The sequence below is a fragment of the Streptomyces sp. DG2A-72 genome (assembly GCF_030499575.1).
In the GTDB taxonomy this organism is placed as follows: Bacteria; Actinomycetota; Actinomycetes; order Streptomycetales; family Streptomycetaceae; genus Streptomyces.
Map to the genome: position 1 here is coordinate 6,377,475 of NZ_JASTLC010000001.1, position 13,108 is coordinate 6,390,582.

The window sequence follows — 13,108 nt, forward strand, 5'->3', positions numbered from 1 at the left end:
TGCCTAGAGGGTGAGGCGGCGCGACAGGTCCGACACGAACACCCCGCGCGGGTCCAACTGCGCACGCAGGGCGCGGAACTCGTCGAGCCGGGGGTACATCGAGGAGAGCAGTTCCGGACGCAGCCGGGCGTCCTTGGCCAGGTAGACGCGCCCGCCCGCCGCGGCCACCTCCTCGTCCAGTTCGTCGAGGAGGGCGCCGAGGCCGGGCAGTCCGGCCGGGATGTCCAGGGCCAGCGTCCAGCCGGGCACGGGGAAGGAGAGCCAGCCCGGGTCGGCGTCCCCGAAGCGCTTGAGGACGGCGAGGAACGACGGGCAGCGGTGCTCGCAGATGCGCCGCACGATCCGGCGCAGGGCGTCCTCCTGGCCGTATCCGACGACGAACTGGTACTGCACGAAGCCGCTGCGGCCGTAGACGCGGTTCCAGTGGGGGACGCCGTCGAGGGGGTGGAAGAAGGTGGAGAGCTTCTGCAGCTGACCGGTACGCGCGCGTGGCGCCTTCCGGTACCAGAGCTCGTTGAACAGCCCCACGGTGGTACGGGTGAGCAGCCCCTCCGGGAGGAAGGCGGGGGCGGGCGGCAACTGGGCGGGGCGGAACGAAAGCGGGGCTCTACGCGCGCGTGCGGGCAGCGTGTCGAGCGGTGCGTGGTCGCCGCGGGTCAGCACCGCGCGGCCCGTCGCCGCGCCGCGTGCCAGGAGGTCGATCCAGGCGACCGAGTAGCGGTAGAGGTGGTCGGTCGCGGTCAGACGGGCCATCAGATCGTCGAGGTCCGTGGCGCGTTCGGTGTCGACGGACATGAGGGAGGTCTGTACCGGCTGGAGCTGGACCGTCGCGGTCAGGATGGCGCCGGTCAGGCCCATACCGCCGGCCGTCGCGTCGAAGAGGGGGGTGTCGCGGCCGACGGTGCGGATCTCGCCGTCGGCGGTGAGAAGTTCCAGCGACAGGACGTGCCTGCTGAAGGAGCCGGACACATGGTGGTTCTTGCCGTGGATGTCGGCGCCGATCGCGCCGCCGACCGTCACCTGGCGGGTGCCGGGCGTGACGGGGACGAACCAGCCGAGCGGCAGCAGGACTTCCATCAGGCGGTGCAGTGAGACACCCGCGTCGCACAGGACGGTGCCGCCCTCGGCGTCGATGGCGTGGACGCGGTCCAGGGCCGTCATGTCGAGCACGGTCCCGCCGGCGTTCTGCGCCGCGTCCCCGTACGCCCGTCCCAGCCCTCTGGGGATGCCGCCGCGGGCCCCGCAGCCCCGGACGGCCGCCGCGGCCTCCTCGTACGTCCGTGGGCGGATCAGCCGGGCGGCGGTGGGAGCGGTGCGGCCCCATCCCGTGACGGAAACGGTGTCGGCAGACATGCGGTGACCGTATAGCCGAGGTTTGTCGACCTGTTTCGTAACATTCCGTCACTCGCCGAAATGGGTGATTAATGGGATGTCGCTCAATATTGCCGTAATTCCGGCAGGGGTGGCGTGAACAGTGAGTCCAGTGGACGACTTCGACACCATGGACGACCGAATCCTTTCCGCATTCCATGCCTGCGGTGCGGACCCGCGCGTCGCGGGCGCCGCGCGTGCCCTGTCCTGGGCGGGTGAGCACGGTGCGCTGTGGATCGCGGCGGGTCTCGCCGGTGCGGCCGTGGACGGAGCGCGGCGCGGCGCCTGGTTGCGGGGCACAGCGCTCACCGCGGGCGCGCACGTCGCCAGCATGGGCGTGAAGCGTGTCGTATGCCGTGCGCGTCCCACGCATCTCGCGCCCCGCGTGCGCACCGCCGGCCGTCACTCCTTCCCGAGCTCGCACGCCACCTCGGCAGCCGCGGCGGCCGTCGCCTACGGCGCACTCGGCGCCCCCCTCGTCCCCCCGCTCGCCGTCGCCATGTGCCTCTCCCGCCTGGTCGTCGGCGTGCACTACCCCTCCGACGTCGCGGCGGGGGCCGCGCTCGGAGCGCTGACGGCGCGTCTCGGGGCGCGCTGGATGCGGGGGAGCAGGCATGACTGAGACGGCACCGATCAGGACCCCCGCCGAGGGCACGCGCCCCACCAAGGCCGCGCACTACCCGGACGGCGTGCGCCCCACCCCCAACGCGCCCCCGAAACGCCCCCTCCTGCGCGGTCTCCTCACGACCGCACGCCCCAAGCAGTGGGTCAAGAACGTCCTGGTCGTCGCCGCCCCCGCTGCCGCCGGGCAGTTGCTCGTGCCGGGCGCACTCACCCGCATCGCGCTGGTCTTCGCGCTGTTCACGGCCTGCGCCGCCGCCGTCTACCTGATCAACGACGCCCGCGACGCCGAGGCCGACCGCGCCCACCCCACCAAGTGCCACCGCCCCGTCGCCGCCGGCCAGGTCCCCGTACCGGTCGCGTACGCCGTCGGCGGCGCCCTCGCCCTCCTCGCGCCGGTCGCGGCGGCCTGGCTCACCACGCCCGCCGTCGCTGCGCTGCTGACCGCGTACATCGGCATGCAACTGGCGTACTGCATCAGCCTCAAGCACGTCCTGGTCGTCGACCTCGTCGTCGTCACCACCGGGTTCCTGATGCGGGCGATGGTCGGCGGGCTCGCGCTCGACATCCCCCTGTCGCGCTGGTTCCTGATCACCACCGGCTTCGGCGCGCTGTTCATGGTGGCGGCCAAGCGCTACTCCGAAGCCGTCCAGATGGCCGGCACCGCGGGCGCCACGCGCGCGTTGCTCACCGAATACACCACCGGCTACCTGCGCTTCGTATGGCAGCTGGCGGCCGGCGTCGCCGTCCTCGGCTACTGCCTGTGGGCCCTCGAGGAGGGCGGCGTCCCCAACACCAGCGTCCTGCCGTGGCGGCAGCTGTCCATGGTCGCCTTCATCGTGGCGATCCTCCGCTACGCCGTCTTCGCCGACCGCGGCACCGCGGGCGAACCCGAGGACGTCGTCCTCCACGACCGCGCCCTCGCACTCATCGCGCTGGCATGGCTGGCGATGTACGGCTTGGCGGTGGCCAACTGGTGAACCTGCCGCGCGGCCGTGAACTGCTGGGATTCGGCGGAGTGGGCCTCCTCGCCTACGCCGTCGACCTCGCCCTCTTCACCTGGCTGCGCGGACCCGCCGGAGTAGGACCGCTCACCGCCAAGACGATCTCCTTCCTGGCGGGCTGCTCCGTGGCGTACGTGGGCAACGCGTTCGGCACCTACCGGGCCACCAGACCGCGCGGTCTGCGCCCGTACGCCGTGTTCTTCGCGGTGAACGCCGCAGGGGCGCTCGTCCAGCTCCTGTGCCTCGCCGTCAGCCACTATGGCCTCGGCTTCACCTCGCAGCGCGCGGACACCGTATCCGGCGCGGGAATCGGCATGGCGATCGCCACTGTCCTGCGGTTTTGGGGCACTCGGACATTGGTCTTCCGCAACGAGGGCAGGGTCGGATCATGGACTGGCTGAAAAAGCTCCCTGTCGTCGGGCCGATGGTGGCCCGATTGATGACCACGCACGCGTGGCGGTCGTACGAGCGTCTGGACCGGGTGAAGTGGACGCGGCTGGCCGCCGCGATGACGTTCATCAGCTTCGTGGCGCTCTTCCCGCTGCTGACGGTGGCCGCCGCCATCGCCGCGGCGACCCTCAGCACATCCCGACAGAACGAGCTGGAGGACAAGATCGCCGAGCAGGTGCCCGGCATCTCCGAGCAGCTCAACATCGACGGCCTCGTCGCCAACGCCGGCACCGTCGGCCTCATCGCCGGCGCCCTGCTGCTGTTCACCGGCATCGGCTGGGTCGGCTCGATGCGCGACTGTCTGCGCGCGGTGTGGGAGCTGCCCGACAGCGAGGAGAACCCGGTCCTGAGCAAGGCCAAGGACGCGGGCATCCTCGTAGGCCTCGGCGGCGCGACCCTCGTGACGCTCGCCGCCTCCACCGTCGCCTCCGCGATGGTCGGCTGGATCACCGAGCAGATCGGCCTCAAGGAGGGCGGCTGGGGCGGGGTCCTGCTGTACATCGCCGCGTTCGCCGTCGCCGTCCTCGCGAATTTCCTCGTGCTCCTGTACGTCCTCACCCTGCTGCCCGGCGTCGAACCGCCGCGCCGTCGGCTGATGGTGGCCGCGCTGATCGGCGCGATCGGGTTCGAGCTGCTCAAGCTGCTGCTCAGTGGCTATATGCAGGGCGTGGCCGGGAAGAGCATGTACGGCGCGTTCGGCGTCCCCGTCGCCCTGCTGCTGTGGATCAACTTCACCTCGAAGCTGGTCCTGTTCTGTGCCGCGTGGACGGCGACGGGGAGCAAGGAGACCGAGATCGCCGGGGTCACGGACGAGTCCGGCGACGCACCAGATCAGGCAGCGGCCACCGGCGGTTGACCAGGAACGCGCCCGCCGCGAGCAGCACCAGCACCCCGCCGGTGATCGCGAACGCGACCCCGACCCCGCCGGAACCGCTCTCGGCCGCCGCGCCCGTCACCGGCTTCGCGGACGCCTCGCTGTCCCCGGCGCCACCGGCCTCACCGCCGTCGTTCGCCCCCGGCTGGGCGCCGGCCTGCGCGGCGCTCTTCGGGGGCACCAGCTCGCCCACCGGTTGCACCTTGCCGGCCGCCTTGAACCCCCAGTCGAAGAGCGCGGCGGTCTCCTTGTAGACCTCGTTGGGCGCGTCCTTCTCCGGGTTCATGACGGTGACCAGCAGCACCTTGCCGTTGCGTTCGGCGACGCCGGTGAAGGTGGAGCCGGCGTTGGTGGTGTTGCCGTTCTTGACGCCCGCGATGCCCTGGTACTGGGCGAGGCCGCTGTCGCCGGTCAGCAGCCGGTTGGTGTTCTGGATCTCGAAGGTCTCGCGGACCGTCTTGCCCTTCTTGTTCTTCGTCGTCTTGCCCGGGAAATTCGCGGACACCGTGGAGCAGTACTCGCGGAAGTCCTTCTTCTGCAGCCCGGAGCGGGCGATCAGCGTCAGGTCGTACGCGGACGAGACCTGCTCGGGGGCGTCGTAGCCGTCGGGGCTGACCACGTTCGTGTCGAGGGCCTGGAGCTCCTCGGCGTGCTCGTTCATCTCCTTGACGGTGTCCGCGACGCCGTCGTTCATCGCGGACAGCACATGCACCGCGTCGTTGCCGGAACGCAGGAAGACGCCGAGCCACAGGTCGTGGACCGTGTACGTCTCGCCCTCCTTGATCCCGACCAGGCTGGACCCGGTACCGATGCCGGCCAGGTCGCTGGGCACCACGGTGTGCTTCATGGCCTTCGGGAACTTCGGCAGCACGGTGTCCGCGAACAGCATCTTCAGCGTGCTCGCCGGGGGCAGCCGCCAGTGCGCGTTGTTCGAGGCCAGCACGTCACCGGACTCGGCGTCGGAGACGATCCACGACCGCGCGGACAGATCCTTGGGGAGCACCGGTACCCCGCTCGCGAGATTGACCTGCGCCCCCGCCTTCCCGAGCCGTGCGCCGCCCACGGTCGACATGTTCGCCGGGGGAGTGGCCGAGGGCGAGGGCGTTGGCTTGGGCGCCGCGAGAACCGGCGCGGCGGTCAGCGAAAGGGACAACAATGTGGCGGAAGTGACCAGCAGGGATCGCCTGGCGGTCTTCATGGGTGCGGGCACGGTCGAGAACGTACCTGTCGCGGGCCGGGAAGTCCCACCGCCCGCCCCACCCCGGCGACGGATCCGGACAGGCGGCGGCGATACTGAAGGCATGAAGCTCAGCCGCCCCGTCTCCTGGTTCCTGCTCGCCTTCGGGGTGTGGAGCTGGATCATCTGGATCACTTTCGTCAAGAACCTCGTCAAGGACGGCAGCGGGCTCGCGTTCGACGACGCGGGTGACCCGACCGCGTACTTCTGGGTGCACCTGCTGCTCGCCGTCGTTTCCTTCGTATTGGGGACGGTCATCGGCGGCATCGGGTTGCGCGGAATTCGCGCACTGCGCCGAACGTCATAGCTGACAAGCCGTACGGCACCGTCGACAACTGAGGGATACGACACCGTGGTCATCGTCTTCGCGCTCGTGGTGCTGCTCGTGCTGGGCGCATTGGTGGCGGGCAACTGGCTCGTCTGGCGCCGCCTGTTCCGCGACACGACGCGCGGTCCGGGCCTGGTGCGCCGTACGGGCGCGGTGCTGATCGCCGGCGGCTGGGCCCTGACGGTCGCGGCCTTCGTGGCCGAACGCTCCGGCGCCCCGTTCTGGCTCCAGCAGCTCCTGGCCTGGCCGGGCTTCCTGTGGCTGGCCCTGTCGATATATCTGCTTCTGGGTGTGCTGGCGGGTGAGGTCGTACGGCCACTGCTGCGGCGGTGGCTGGAACGGCGGGCGTCCGCCGAGACGGCCGTAGTGCGGGAGGAGCCGGTGCCGGTGGGAGCGGCCACTGGTGGATCCGGCCCCACGCAGGCCCCGGCAGCCGACGTGCCCGCCTCAGAGCCGGTGCCCGCCTCGGAGCCGGTGCGCGCCCCCTCCCGCCGCCTCTTCGTCTCCCGAGTCATCGGCGGCGCCGCGGCCGCAGCCGCCGTCGGGACGGTCGGTGTCGGCACGTACGGCGTCCTGAACGGCCCCAGTGTGAAGCGGGTCACCGTCCCGCTGGCCAAACTCCCGCGCGCCGCCCACGGTTTCCGGATCGCCGTCGTCAGTGACATCCACCTGGGCCCGGTCCTCGGCCGGGGCTTCGCGCAGAAGGTCGTCGACACGATCAACGCGACCCAGCCCGACCTGATCGCGGTGGTCGGCAACCTGGTGGACGGCAGCGTCAAGGACCTGGGCCCGGCGGCGGCACCCCTGGCGCAGCTGACGGCACGGCACGGCGCCTACTTCGTCACCGGCAACCACGAGTACTTCTCCGGCGCCGAGCAGTGGATCGACGAGGTGCGCCGGCTCGGCCTGCGCCCGCTGGAGAACGCCCGTACGGAACTGCCCCACTTCGACCTCGCGGGCGTCAACGACGTCTCGGGCGAGGACGAGGGCCAGGGCCCCGACTACGAGAAGGCCCTCGGCGACCGGGACACGACACGCGCGTGCGTGCTCCTCGCCCACCAGCCCGTCCAGATCCACGACGCCGTCGACCACGGCGTCGACCTCCAGCTCTCCGGCCACACCCACGGCGGCCAGCTCTGGCCCGGCAACCTCCTCGCCGCAGCCGCCAACCCGACCGTCGCGGGCCTGGAGCGCTACGGCGACACCCAGCTCTACGTCAGCCGCGGCGCGGGCGCGTGGGGGCCGCCGACGCGGGTGGGGGCGCCGTCGGACATCACGGTGGTGGAGCTGGCGTCACGCCAGGCGTGACGAGCGCTTCGCGGGTTGTGCCGGGTTGGGTCGTGAGTTGTCTGCGGGTCCGTTGTGGCTGGTCGCGCCCACGCGGCGGAGCCGCATATCGATAAGGCCCGCGCCCCTTCGGGGCGCCGCACGCGGCGAGCCCGCGACGTCCCGGGGAGAGAGGTGAGACGCAACTCCTTCCGGCTGCCCCGGCATCCGGCTTCCGTCGGTCTCGCCCGGCGGAGGGTGCGGGACCATCTGGCCGACTGGGGACACGGTCCTCAGGACCCGGCGCTGGCCGACGCGGTCCTGCTGGTGTCCGAGCCGGCCACCAACGTCGTACGCCACGGTCCTTTGCTGGAGCGGGAGTTCGAGGTGGCGGTGACCGCTCTCGCGGACGGCTGCTGTCTTATCGAGGTGTCGGACGAGGACCTGGCGGAGCCCCGGCTGCGGGTGGTGGGCGAGTGGGAGGAGACCGGCCGCGGGCTCCAACTCGTGAAGAACATCGCGGCGGCGTGGGGGTGTGGAGCCGCGGCAGACACGGCAAGACCGTATGGGCGCTGGTGCCGGCCGACTCCTAGACGCTACGACGGTATGGGCGCCCGCACCGGCAGGGTGACCGTCACCGCCAGCCCCTCACCCGGCGCCGTCCGCACCGCCACGTCGCCCCCGTGCGCCCGTACGACACCCTGCACGATCGCCATCCCCAGCCCGCTGCCCGCGCCGCCCCCGGCCCGGAAGAACCGGTCGAAGATCCGGGCCGCGTCCTCCTCGGCGAGCCCCGGCCCCTTGTCCTCGACGCGCAGCCGTACGACGCCGTCGCTCCGCTCCACACCCAGCCGGACCGGCACATCGGCCGCCGTGTGCGTGCGTACGTTGCCCACCAGGTTGCCCAGCACCTGACGCAGCCCCGACTCGTCGGCGTGCACCAGCAGGGAGCCGTCGGCGTCGACGCCGATCGGCCGGTCCGGCTGCTGCACCCGCAGATCCTCGGCCGCGTCGCGCACCAGGCGGCTCAAGTCGACGTTCCGGAAGCGCAGTTCGGGTTGCTGGTCGAGACGGGCGAGGGTGAGCAGTTCGTCGACGAGCCGCCCCATCCGGTCGGACTCCGCCATCACCCGCTCCCCGGCACGCTTCCGCTCGGCAGGGTCGGTCAGCATTCCCCTGTCGAACAGCTGGAGATAGCCGCGTATCGCGGACAGCGGGGTGCGCAGCTCGTGCGAGGCGTCGGCGACGAAGCGGCGCAGTTGGGCCGCGCTGCGTTCCCGCGTGAGATACGCCGACTCGACCTGGTGGAGCATGGAGTTGAGGGCGAGCCGCAGCTGCTCCACCTCCGTCGTGGCCTCCCGGCTGGACGGCACACGCCGGGTCAGGTCCCCCTCGGCGATCGCCGACGACGTCTCCACCATGTCCTCCAGTGGCCGCATCCGGCGGCTCACACTGATCATGGTGAGACAGGCGAGCAGCGCCAGCAGCAGCGCGCCGAAGGCGAAGTCGAGCTTGAGCGCCTTCGCCATGCCTTCGTGCAGGGCCTCGGTGGAGGTGGCGATCAGCACGATCGTGCCGTCGGACAGCTTCGCCCCGACCATCCGGTACGACTCACCCTCGACACGCACGTCCTGCGGCTCCGTCTCGGCGGTGACTGCGGCCGGGTCCCCCGCGGCCTCGGCGAACGCGCGCTGCCGGGACGTCGGAGCGAGCGGGCCGAGGGCCACCGGGCGTCCGGTGCCGTCGACGGCGACGAACACCGAGCCCGCCGTGTTGGGCAGGGCGTCGGTGTCATCGGCGTTGAAATTGTCGAGAGCGACGGCTATTTCGCCCAGCGACTCGATCTGCTCCATGGTGAACCCGGCGTTCTGCAGCGAGGCACGCTCGCTGACCAGCTCGGAGTCCACCTTGTCGAGGAGATAGTGCCGCGCGGCCATCAGGCTCACCGCGGTGGCCATGGCGATGCCGAGTGCCAGCAGCGCCACGTTCGCCAGCGTCAGCTTGGCGCGCAGCGAGTGGATCCCGCCGCGCTTGCACCGAAACCGCCCGAACGTCATGCCAGCCCGTATCCGACGCCCCGCCGCGTGGTGATCACCGGCGCGCCCAGGGCGTCCAGCTTGCGCCGCAGATAGCTGATGTAGGTCTCCACGACGGTCGATTCGGGCGGGGTGTGCTCGTACTGCCAGACGTGGCGCAGGAGTTGCTCCTTGGGGACGATCCGGCCGCCGTTGCGCACCAGGAAGCGCAGCAGGGCGTACTCGGTGGGGGTGAGCTCGACCGTCCGGCCCGCGCGGTGCACGCAGTACGTCGTCTCGTCCAGCTCCAGATCGCCGTACCGCAGTGGTGGGCGCTGCGGGAGGACGTCCGCCGAGCGGGTGCGCCGCAGGACCGCCGTGATCCGCGCGACGACCTCGTCGATGTTGAACGGCTTGGTGATGTAGTCGTCGCCGAAGCCGAGGGCGCCGACTATCTCGGCGGGCGAGTCGCGCGCCGTGAGGAACACCAGCGCCAGATCGGGCCGCGCGGCCCGCAGTTGGTGGCCCAGGGCCCGGCCGTCGCCGTCCGGCAGCATGACGTCGAGCAGGGCGGCGTCCGGACGCGTCCGCTCGGCGAGCGTGAGCGCCTCACGGACGGTGCCCGCGATCATCACCTCGAACCGGTGGTAGCGCAGCGCTATGGCGAGGACGTCCGCGATGCTCTCCTCGTCCTCAACGACCAGCACAGTGCCTGGAGCCTTCGACATGCCCCCAGTATCGGCGCGGGCACTGACAACGGGGCCCGTTCCGGTCTTTGGAGTTCCTTGAGAGTCATGGGCGGGTCATGTCCACGCACGCGTGCCGCCGCCAATCCTGTTGCCCAGGACCTGGGGGACCAACCGAACCGAGCGACGAAGGAGCTTGAGCGTGGCGGCATTGGCACGCTGGTGCTATCGGCACCGGCTGGTGGTCCTGTTGCTGTGGGTGGGGGCACTGTTCGGCGTGAGCTTCGCGGGTTCGGCCGCGGGCACGGACTACGCGAACGTCTTCTCCCTGCCCAACACGGACTCCAAAAAGGCGTACGACCTGATGGAGAAGGCCTTCCCGGAGAGTTCCGGCGACACCGACACGATCGTGTGGAAGGTGGACGGCAAAGACGGGGCCTCGGTGCGGGACGGGTCCGTACAGTCCCGGATCGAGCCGGCGCTGAACGAGATCGCGGGCATGGACGGAGTCGGCGAGGTCACCAGCCCGTACGCGGCTGAGGGCGGAGCGGCGCAGATCAGTGAGAACGGGCGGATCGCCTACGCCCAGGTCACCTTCACCGAGCAGGCGAACGCCGTACCCAAGGAGCTGGTGGAGGACGTCGTCGACACGGCGCAGGACGCCGAACGCGACGGCCTGCAGGTGGAGTTGGGCGGCCAGGCGATCACCCGGGTCCAGGAGGCGGCCCAGGGTACGTCCGAGCTGGTCGGCGTCCTGGCGGCGGCGATCGTCCTCTTCCTCGCCTTCGGCGCGTTCTTCGCGATGCTGCTGCCGATCGTCGTGGCGGTCGTCGCCCTGGGCATCGGCATGATGGGGACGGGACTGCTCAGCCATGTCACGAACGTCCCCGATGTCGCCCCGCTGCTCGGCTCGTTGATCGGCCTGGGCGTGGGCATCGACTACGCGTTGTTCATCGTCACCCGGCACCGGCGCGGCATCCTGCGCGGGATGAAGCCGGAGGAGGCGGCGGTGAAGGCCCTCAACACCTCGGGACGTGCCGTGTTGTTCGCGGGCGGCACCGTGGTCATCGCCCTCGCCGGCATGCTGGTGATGAATCTGCGCTTCCTCGACGGCGTGGTCATCGCGACGTCCCTGACCGTCGTGCTGGGCGTGCTGGCCGCGGTCACCCTGCTGCCGGCGCTTCTCGGACTGCTCGGCATGCGGGTGCTCAGCCGCCGGCAGCGGCGCAGGCTCGCCGCGGCGGGACCGGAGCCGGAGCACGTGAGCGGGCTCGCGGGGCGCTGGTCGGCGTACGTCGAACGACGCCCCCGCTCCATCGCCGCCGTGGCCATGCTCGTCATGGTGGGCCTCTCGATCCCCGTCCTGTCGATCCGGCTCGGCACCTCCGACCAGGGCAACCACAAGGAGTCGACGACGACCCGGCAGGCGTACGACCTGCTCGCCGAGGGTTTCGGGCCCGGCTTCAACGGGCCGCTCCAGGTGGTGGTGGACGGCGAAGCCACGACGGGGCTGGTCTCGCGCATCGAGTCGACCGAGGGCGTGGCGGCGGTCGCCGCACTGCCGCCCGCGAACGGCATCTCGGTGATCCAGGTGGTCCCGACCACGTCACCGCAGGATGTGGAGACCGACCGGCTGATCGACCGCCTGCGCGAGGACGTCATCCCCGCGGCCGACGTCGAGGCGCACGTGGGCGGGGTGACGGCGGTGTCCAAGGACTTCGCGTCGGTGACCGCCGACCGGCTGCCGTACTTCATCGCGGCGATCATCGCGCTGGGCTTCCTGCTCCTGATGGTGGCCTTCCGCTCCCTGGTGGTGCCCCTGACGGCCGCGGTGATGAACCTCGTCGCGGCAGCCGCGTCCTTCGGCGTACTCGTGGCGATCTTCCAATGGGGCTGGGGCACCGAAATCCTCGGCCTCGGCAAGGAGGGCCCGATCGCCGCCTTCCTGCCGGTGATCATGCTGTCCCTGCTCTTCGGCCTCTCGATGGACTACCAGGTGTTCCTGGTGAGCCGGATGCACGAGGAGTGGGTGCACACCAAGGACAACGCGCGTGCGGTCCGCGTGGGCCTGTCGGAGACGAGCCGCGTCATCAACTGCGCGGCCCTGATCATGATGTGCGTCTTCAGTGCCTTCATCCTCAGCGGTGAGCTGGAGGCCGCGATGGCGGGCATCGGCCTGGCGGGAGCGGTCGCCCTCGATGCCTTCATCCTCCGCACGGCCTTGGTACCGGCCGCGATGCATCTGCTCGGCAACGCCAACTGGTGGTTGCCGGCCGGCCTGGAGAAGCGGCTGCCGCATCTGGCGGTGGAGCCGCGTGAGGAAGAAACGGAGCTTGCCATGGAGGGTGGTGCCTCGGTCGTCCACGGCTTCATCCGCACGGCCGACGGCGAGCCGGTCCCGGGCGCGGCGGTGACGCTGCTCTCGAAGGGCGGCCGTCAGCTGGACCGGGTGACATCCCTGGCCGACGGCTCATACATCCTGTCCGTCCCGACGCCGGGGGCGTATCTGCTGGCGGCGACTGCGCCGTCGTACGGGTCGCGGGCACGGCATGTGGTCGTGGAGGACGGGCCGTTGGTGTACGACGTGGAGCTCGCCGAGGGTGAGGTGGACGCGGTCAATTAGGGCAGTCCGGCTTTGAGGAGGCGCTCGACGTCCAGCACCACCTTGCCGCCCACAGACTCGGGGAGCGTGACGAGCTCCCCGGGGATGTGGATCCCGCGTGCGGTGTAAGTGCCGCCTATCGGTTCGGTGAGGACATGAAGGCGCTGGTGCTTGCGGTCGATGATGACCGTGAACAGCTCATGCACCTCCCGCACCAGCGCGCGTGGTGAGCCGCCTCAGGCCCTCCGTGCGAGCTCGGGCCGTTTCGTGTAGTCGGTGAGCCCGATGACGTTCCCCCACGGGTCGGCGACCTCGACGGTCCAGCCGGTGGCCACGGAGAACGGCTCGTCGAGCAGGGCGATACCGGCACCCAGCAGCGCTTGGGCGGCGATCTTGGCGTTCGGCACCTCCAGCCACACCTTGGGCGAGGGCCACGTCGGCGGCCGGTGCCCGAACTCCTCCTCGGCCCGCAGCAGAATCCCCGGCGTCTCGCCCCCGACCTTCAGCAGGGCGATCCCGGCCTCGTCGAACCGGAACGCCACCGCGAACCCGGCCCGCTCGTAGAAGTCGACGGCCTCACCGAGGTCCCCGACGGGCAGCAGCACGTTGTCGAAACCGAGCAGCTCGTACGACTCGTCATCTGACATGACGTCA

At 70.8% G+C, this 13,108-nt stretch carries 13 protein-coding genes and 1 pseudogene; 8 read left to right on the plus strand and 6 right to left on the minus strand.

The features are described 5' to 3' along the window. Window positions 1-3 precede the first annotated feature (3 nt). Window positions 4-1,353: an FAD-binding oxidoreductase gene (locus QQY66_RS30410; RefSeq protein ID WP_301983453.1), complete on the minus strand. Its 1,350-nt coding sequence runs from the start codon at window positions 1,351-1,353 to the stop codon at window positions 4-6. A 130-nt stretch (window positions 1,354-1,483) separates the two neighbouring features. Here QQY66_RS30410 and QQY66_RS30415 point away from each other — a divergent pair, with 130 nt between their 5' ends. The 4 genes from QQY66_RS30415 to QQY66_RS30430 are packed head-to-tail and all read left to right on the plus strand — an operon-like array spanning window position 1,484 to window position 4,302. Continuing rightward, entirely contained in the window at window positions 1,484-1,993 is a 510-nt protein-coding gene (locus QQY66_RS30415) for a phosphatase PAP2 family protein (RefSeq protein ID WP_301983454.1), read from the plus strand. After that, window positions 1,986-2,972 (plus strand): decaprenyl-phosphate phosphoribosyltransferase, encoded by a 987-nt coding sequence (locus tag QQY66_RS30420; RefSeq protein WP_301983455.1) that lies wholly within the window; start codon window positions 1,986-1,988, stop codon window positions 2,970-2,972. The genes QQY66_RS30415 and QQY66_RS30420 overlap by 8 nt, the downstream gene beginning before the upstream one ends. Next, complete coding sequence (locus QQY66_RS30425; RefSeq protein ID WP_301983456.1) at window positions 2,933-3,397, plus strand: GtrA family protein; 465 nt, start codon at window positions 2,933-2,935, stop codon at window positions 3,395-3,397. Before QQY66_RS30420 ends, QQY66_RS30425 begins: the two co-directional genes overlap by 40 nt. Beyond that, complete coding sequence (locus QQY66_RS30430; RefSeq protein ID WP_301983457.1) at window positions 3,385-4,302, plus strand: YihY/virulence factor BrkB family protein; 918 nt, start codon at window positions 3,385-3,387, stop codon at window positions 4,300-4,302. The genes QQY66_RS30425 and QQY66_RS30430 overlap by 13 nt, the downstream gene beginning before the upstream one ends. Here the strand turns inward: QQY66_RS30430 and QQY66_RS30435 are convergent. Then, window positions 4,250-5,530 (minus strand): D-alanyl-D-alanine carboxypeptidase family protein, encoded by a 1,281-nt coding sequence (locus QQY66_RS30435; RefSeq protein ID WP_301983458.1) that lies wholly within the window; start codon window positions 5,528-5,530, stop codon window positions 4,250-4,252. The genes QQY66_RS30430 and QQY66_RS30435 overlap by 53 nt on opposite strands. Window positions 5,531-5,621: 91 nt before the next feature. Between QQY66_RS30435 and QQY66_RS30440 the strand changes: the two genes are divergently transcribed. The 3 genes and pseudogenes from QQY66_RS30440 to QQY66_RS30450 all read left to right on the plus strand — a co-directional run bounded on the left by QQY66_RS30440 (window position 5,622) and on the right by QQY66_RS30450 (window position 7,744). After that, a complete protein-coding gene (locus QQY66_RS30440; RefSeq protein WP_301983459.1) occupies window positions 5,622-5,864 on the plus strand; it encodes an SCO4848 family membrane protein in 243 nt (80 codons plus the stop codon). Between the two features lie 45 nt (window positions 5,865-5,909). Further along, entirely contained in the window at window positions 5,910-7,193 is a 1,284-nt protein-coding gene (locus tag QQY66_RS30445) for a metallophosphoesterase (RefSeq protein ID WP_301983460.1), read from the plus strand. A gap of 153 nt (window positions 7,194-7,346) precedes the next feature. Beyond that, window positions 7,347-7,744: pseudogene (locus QQY66_RS30450) on the plus strand (ATP-binding protein). 3 nt (window positions 7,745-7,747) lie between these two features. On the opposite strand, the gene QQY66_RS30455 reads toward QQY66_RS30450, so the two are convergent. Together QQY66_RS30455 and QQY66_RS30460 are read right to left on the minus strand one after the other, a co-directional pair. After that, on the minus strand, window positions 7,748-9,208 hold the full coding sequence (locus tag QQY66_RS30455; RefSeq protein WP_301983461.1) for a HAMP domain-containing sensor histidine kinase: 1,461 nt from the start codon (window positions 9,206-9,208) through the stop codon (window positions 7,748-7,750). Then, window positions 9,205-9,894, minus strand: coding sequence for a response regulator transcription factor (locus tag QQY66_RS30460; protein WP_301983462.1), 690 nt, complete (start codon window positions 9,892-9,894; stop codon window positions 9,205-9,207). The genes QQY66_RS30455 and QQY66_RS30460 overlap by 4 nt, the downstream gene beginning before the upstream one ends. A gap of 169 nt (window positions 9,895-10,063) precedes the next feature. On the opposite strand from QQY66_RS30460, the gene QQY66_RS30465 reads away from it, so the two are divergent. Further along, window positions 10,064-12,475, plus strand: a complete 2,412-nt coding sequence (locus QQY66_RS30465) for an MMPL family transporter (protein WP_301987550.1) — start codon at window positions 10,064-10,066, stop codon at window positions 12,473-12,475. On the opposite strand, the gene QQY66_RS30470 is transcribed toward QQY66_RS30465, so the two are convergent. Continuing rightward, entirely contained in the window at window positions 12,472-12,669 is a 198-nt protein-coding gene (locus QQY66_RS30470; protein ID WP_301983463.1) for a hypothetical protein, read from the minus strand. The two genes, QQY66_RS30465 and QQY66_RS30470, sit on opposite strands and share 4 nt — an antisense overlap. Window positions 12,670-12,690: 21 nt before the next feature. Next, the gene (locus QQY66_RS30475; protein ID WP_301983464.1) at window positions 12,691-13,101 is read right to left on the minus strand and encodes a VOC family protein; all 411 of its coding nucleotides are present in this window, start codon (window positions 13,099-13,101) and stop codon (window positions 12,691-12,693) included. Window positions 13,102-13,108 lie beyond the last annotated feature (7 nt).

Coding starts and splice junctions, on each gene's coding strand:
- QQY66_RS30425 (WP_301983456.1), top strand. CDS start 2,933: ATGGCTGGCGATGTACGGCTTGGCGGTGGCCAACTGGTGAACCTGCCG.
- QQY66_RS30460 (WP_301983462.1), bottom strand. CDS start 9,894: ATGTCGAAGGCTCCAGGCACTGTGCTGGTCGTTGAGGACGAGGAGAGC.
- QQY66_RS30410 (WP_301983453.1), bottom strand. CDS start 1,353: ATGTCTGCCGACACCGTTTCCGTCACGGGATGGGGCCGCACCGCTCCC.
- QQY66_RS30420 (WP_301983455.1), top strand. CDS start 1,986: ATGACTGAGACGGCACCGATCAGGACCCCCGCCGAGGGCACGCGCCCC.
- QQY66_RS30440 (WP_301983459.1), top strand. CDS start 5,622: ATGAAGCTCAGCCGCCCCGTCTCCTGGTTCCTGCTCGCCTTCGGGGTG.
- QQY66_RS30475 (WP_301983464.1), bottom strand. CDS start 13,101: ATGTCAGATGACGAGTCGTACGAGCTGCTCGGTTTCGACAACGTGCTG.
- QQY66_RS30430 (WP_301983457.1), top strand. CDS start 3,385: ATGGACTGGCTGAAAAAGCTCCCTGTCGTCGGGCCGATGGTGGCCCGA.
- QQY66_RS30455 (WP_301983461.1), bottom strand. CDS start 9,208: ATGACGTTCGGGCGGTTTCGGTGCAAGCGCGGCGGGATCCACTCGCTG.